Raw genomic sequence first — 4,499 nt, 5'->3', positions numbered from 1 at the left:
CTTGCAAATTCGGCGAGTTAACGTGACAACACCTCAATTCACCATCTCTCCACCTTGAACAATGGGCGCGATGTATCACCCGTATCGATCGGGCGCAGCCCTTCGGTTGTCGAGACGGCCGAGTTCGTGCCCTTCAATGTCCCTTTTCTTTCACGGGTTCTGCGTTCGGCCTTCGTCAGGCCCCGGCTTTCAGCTTCGATCTGGCGTTGCTGCAAACGTCGGATCTGGGTACTACCGCCGCTGGCGCGGTACACCATCGTCGCAGACGGGCGCCCAACGGGGGAAAGAACGGGCGCGGTGTACGCCCGTTCTGGTATTAACGTTATCGCAAGGCGGTGCTCGCGATCCGCACTGACCGTTTAGTGAGTAACGGAGACTTCGCGGAACATGCCGGATTCGTAATGACCGGGGATCAGGCAAGCAGCTTCGAACGTGCCGTTATTTGCAAATGTCCAGATGATTTCGGCATCTTCGCCGGGCGCGAGCCGGATGCGGTTGGGCTCATTATGACCCATATTCATACCGCTCATATCCGCCATTTCGTTCTTGTGCGCGGCGTTCTTCTTTTGCGAGTCGAGAATGAACTCATGGTCCAACTCGCCCTCGTTGCGGACGACGAAACGGACGGTCTCGCCTTCTTTGAAATCCAGATCGCCGCCCTTGAACAGCATTTCGCCGTCGTCTGTTTCGACCATGTCGATCTCGACCGTGCGGTCCACCGCAGCGGCATCGCCGGGCATGCCGATCTTCATTTCTCCATGGGTGTCGCCGGACTTGTTTCCGTGAGCCGCTTCGCCGGCAAACCCCGGTGCCGCAAAGGAGGAAGCCAGTGCGATTGTCAGCAGTAGATGTTTCATCTGTTTAGTCCTTGGTTGCTTTTGGGTTCAGGTATTGGCCGGAGGACTCATCAGCCCTCCGGATTGCTCCCGCAGGAACAAATCTCAGAATTGAAGGCGTGTACCGATCACGACCGAGAACTCATCTGTATCCCCACCGGCCGCGCGGGTGATGTCCCGCGTGTCGCCGAACGAGGTCTCGTAGTTGACGCCGATATAGGGTGAGACCGCACGGTCGATGAGGTCGTAACTCAGCCGCGCACCGATCTCCATGACTGCGCCACCCGCACCCCGCCCCCGGGCGATGTCATCCTTCAGCGGCATATCGATCTCGATGTTCGGGGTCAGGATCAGACGGTTGGTAAGGAGCAGTTCGTATTCCGCCTCGAAACTGAAGAACGAATAGTCGGAGAGGTAGAGATCGGCGTCGATCTCGAACCACTGCGGCGCGAGCCCTTTTACCCCCACGACAGCCGCGTAGCGTTCCGGAACGCCCTCGGGTGTGCTGGCATAGGCTCCGACCACGCCGTTAAAGAAGGTCGAGATTGGAAACCGGAGACGTAGCTGGTTTTCGAGGCTTTCGAACTCATCGGACGAAAGACCGTATTCAGCTTCGCTGCGCCACACCAGCTTGAGCTCATCCGTGCCGATGAGGGCGTCGAAATCCCAGACAAGGACCTCTTCGTCATCCAGTGCGCGAATTTCCAACTGTTCCGCCTGCACGCCCCAGATCAGCTGTTCGGTTTGTTTGACGGGCTGAGCCTGCACGAGCGAGGCCCAAGGAAGGATGAGGCCGGCCAGTCCGGCGAGTTGACTGTATTTCATTACGTTCGTCCTTTGTATTTCCCGGCTCAAGCCGCGCGTCCCTTGACCACGACCTTGCGGAACATTCCCGCCCGCGCGTGGTAGCTGAGGTGACAGTGGAACGCCCATTGACCGGGGGCGTCGGCCTCGACTTCGATGTCCGTCGTGGCGGCGGGATTGATGTTCACGGTGTGCTTGATGGGATTGCGCGGACCGTGACCGGCATCGATGATCGACCACATCCCGTGCAGGTGCATCGGATGCGACATCATCGTTTCGTTGATGAACCGCATGCGCACCCGCTCGCCGTATCGGAGCGTGATCGGGGCGGCATCGTCGTATTTCACGTCGTTGATCGACCAGATGTAGCGCTCCATGTTACCGGTCAGCCGCAACACGATGGTGCGTGAGGGTGCGCGGTGACGGTAACGAGGGCTGGCGGCGCGCAGGTCTGCGTAGGACAGGAACTTGCCGCCGTTGTACGCGACAGGCGTCAGTCCGCTGCCCGGGACATAGAACGGATCGCCGCCATCAGACATTGCCATTCCGCTCATACTGTCCATGCCGCTCATACCGTCCATTGCGGGCTTCTGCATCTGGGCATGGTTCATGCCTGACATCGGTGCCTTTTTCTTCTGCTGCATCTGCGTGTGGTCCATGCCGTCCATCGCAGGCTTTTGCATCTGCGTATGGTCCATCCCAGCCATCGAAGTCTTTTTCTTCGGCTTTTCCTCTGACGGGGTCATCGCAGGCATCGGGGGCTGCTGGCTGGATTGCATGTTTGAATGGTCCATGCCTGTCATGTCGGTGTGGTTCATTCCGGTCATGTTCTGCATGACGTGGTCGCCCATACCCATGCCCATATCCATACCCATACCGCCCATCATGCCGCTCATGTCGGCCATGGTGAGCAAGGGCTTGGGTCTGAGACGGGGCACGGCACCGGCATAGCCCTCTCTGGGTGACAGGGTGCCCCGAACAAGCCCGTTGCGGCCCATGGATTCCGCAATAATGCTATAGACCTTGTTCTGCGTAGGCTGGACGATGACATCATAGGTCTCGGCAACCGCGACCCGCAGTTCATCCACGGCGACAGGCTCCACATCGTTGCCGTCAGCCTGCACGACGACCATTTTCAGTCCCGGTATCCGCATGTCGAAGTAGGTCATCGCGGAGGAGTTGATGATCCGAAGGCGGACCTTCTCACCGGGCCGGAACAAACCGGTCCAGTTTTGCGACGTGCTGCGACCGTTGATCAGCGAGGTAAATCCCTGCACGTCTTCGACGTCGCTCGGCAGCATGCGCATGCGCCCCCACATGCGGCGCTCTTTCAGCGTCGCCTTGAGACCGTCCATGCGGGCGTCCCGGATCAGGTCCTGAAAAGTGCGCTGCGAACGGTTGTAGTAGTCGGACTGCATCTTGAGGTTCCGCAAGATGCGGTTGCCCGGATGGGGATGTTTGTCGGCCAGCTGAACGACATAGTCGCGGTGCGCTGGTATGCGTTCCCTGCCGCGCGGCTCGATCACGATCGCACCGTAGGCGCCATCCGGCTCCTGAAGGCCTGAATGGCTGTGGAACCAATAGGTCCCGGCCTGCTGGATCGGGAAGCGATAGGTAAAGGTCTGACCGGGGGCGATGCCGTTGAAGCTGATCCCCGGAACGCCGTCCTGACGGAAGGGCACGATAAGTCCATGCCAGTGGATCGAGGTGCTTTCGCTGAGGTTGTTGGTCACGTTTATCGTAACCTCCTCACCTTCCTTGAAGCGCAGGATCGTCGGAATCTGGCTGCGGTTGTAGCCCACGCCCATCTTCTGAAAATCGCCCGTGTTGATGCGCACCGGGTCGACTGTGATATTGTAGGTTCCCTGAGAGGTCACCTGCGTGGAGCCATGCGCGCTCAACGCTTTGGGCATCGCAAAAGCCGCAGCCGCAGCCAAGCCGAACTGACGCCGCGACAACCCCTTCGCCAGCTCTTCAGAGGTACTGAGCGCCGTATCCCAGAGGGCCAGCTGCTTTCTATTGAAGAATTGCATTCGTTTTCCTTGTATTAGTCTGTCTGAAAGGTGCCGCAGCGCGCGTGCTCAAGGGTTCGACGGCGTTTTGGAGGTCAGTCGCACCCGGCTCGGCACAGTTCGCTTCGAACACGGCACGTGCCGGGGGGCGTTTACGCGCGGTTCTGCCTTGCAACTTGCGAGGGTCAGCGCGGGGCCTGTTTCGAGTTCTGAATTTGTCGGATCCATGATTCACGTGCCCTCCGTGGAACTGGAGGTTTTATCGCCGGAACGCCTGCAAAGGATCAAGAATACATATGGTTACATATGGGGTTAGGGTGTGCTGACCGTCGGTAGGGTGGGTGGTTGCTGATGTGATTTGCTTTGGTTCGGGAAGGGCGAAGGGGCGCCTACGCAGTTGCCCGAAGGTTCGCGAACGCGCTTGATGTAGATCATCTTTCGCTTGCTATGCCCGGTTTCCAGAGATGATCGGCGAAAGACAGGCTCATCCAAGAATTGATCAACAACTCATCTGGAGATAGCGATCAGACGTTGATAGAGGCTATCGCGGACCTGGTTCGGAGGACTTTACTCGCTGCAGCAATACATCCCTGAAATAACCTGCGTGCAGCGTCAGAAAGCGAGATCGTGTGCCAATCAGACATGCTTGTGTTTTTCTGAGATTTATTAATGCAGCGGATTGCAAAAACTCTCGCTGTGCGCTCTGAGGCTACAGCCTTTCCAAGCTTCGCCCTTGTAAGCCAGTTCATTCGGAATATCCGCTAAATGCAAGTGTTTGGGACGGAACTCATACCAAGCCGTAGAACTCCACAGGGTGTTGTCACGTTAACTCGCCGAATTTGCAAGT

At 58.0% G+C, this 4,499-nt stretch carries 3 protein-coding genes; all 3 read right to left on the bottom strand.

Going from position 1 to position 4,499, the window contains the following annotated elements:
• Nucleotides 1-359 precede the first annotated feature (359 nt).
• A complete protein-coding gene (locus ACGYLO_RS21995; RefSeq protein ID WP_009827247.1) occupies nucleotides 360-857 on the bottom strand; it encodes a plastocyanin/azurin family copper-binding protein in 498 nt (165 codons plus the stop codon).
• A gap of 84 nt (nucleotides 858-941) precedes the next feature.
• Entirely contained in the window at nucleotides 942-1,661 is a 720-nt protein-coding gene (locus ACGYLO_RS21990) for a copper resistance protein B (RefSeq protein WP_065335300.1), read from the bottom strand.
• Between the two features lie 26 nt (nucleotides 1,662-1,687).
• Nucleotides 1,688-3,673, bottom strand: a complete 1,986-nt coding sequence (locus tag ACGYLO_RS21985) for a multicopper oxidase domain-containing protein (protein WP_009827245.1) — start codon at nucleotides 3,671-3,673, stop codon at nucleotides 1,688-1,690.
• Nucleotides 3,674-4,499: the final 826 nt, after the last annotated feature.

Source organism: Sulfitobacter sp. 1A13353 (assembly GCF_043557255.1).
Classification (GTDB): Bacteria; Pseudomonadota; Alphaproteobacteria; order Rhodobacterales; family Rhodobacteraceae; genus Sulfitobacter; species Sulfitobacter faviae.
This window is presented reverse-complemented; position numbering and strand designations above follow the sequence as displayed.

What these genes read in the sequence shown, in the direction of transcription:
- ACGYLO_RS21985 (WP_009827245.1), bottom strand. Translation starts at nt 3,673, where the DNA reads ATGCAATTCTTCAATAGAAAGCAGCTGGCCCTCTGGGATACGGCGCTC.
- ACGYLO_RS21995 (WP_009827247.1), bottom strand. Translation starts at nt 857, where the DNA reads ATGAAACATCTACTGCTGACAATCGCACTGGCTTCCTCCTTTGCGGCA.
- ACGYLO_RS21990 (WP_065335300.1), bottom strand. Translation starts at nt 1,661, where the DNA reads ATGAAATACAGTCAACTCGCCGGACTGGCCGGCCTCATCCTTCCTTGG.